At 43.4% G+C, this 228-nt stretch carries 1 protein-coding gene; it reads left to right on the top strand.

What is annotated here, in order from left to right; all coding sequences use genetic code 11:
• On the top strand, nt 1-228 hold a 228-nt coding region (locus FC26_RS08645; protein WP_157061149.1), incomplete at both ends, for a zinc ribbon domain-containing protein.

Below are 228 nucleotides of genomic sequence, written 5' to 3'. Positions count from 1 at the left end.
GAATATGTTACGAAATCACGCTCTGGCTATGAGTATTTCTGATGTTGGTTGGCGAACGTTTTTAGGCATGTTGGCTTATAAAGCCGACCTGTACGGTCAAAAATTTATCACCGTTAATCCGAGAAACACTACCCAGACATGTCATGATTGCGGGTTTGTTATGGGCACTGGAACAACTAACAAACTTACGCTAGCCGATCGTGATTGGGTATGTCCGCAATGTGAAAC

Origin of the sequence: Paucilactobacillus vaccinostercus DSM 20634 (assembly GCF_001436295.1) — a bacterium.
Classification (GTDB): domain Bacteria; phylum Bacillota; class Bacilli; order Lactobacillales; family Lactobacillaceae; genus Paucilactobacillus; species Paucilactobacillus vaccinostercus.
This window is presented reverse-complemented; position numbering and strand designations above follow the sequence as displayed.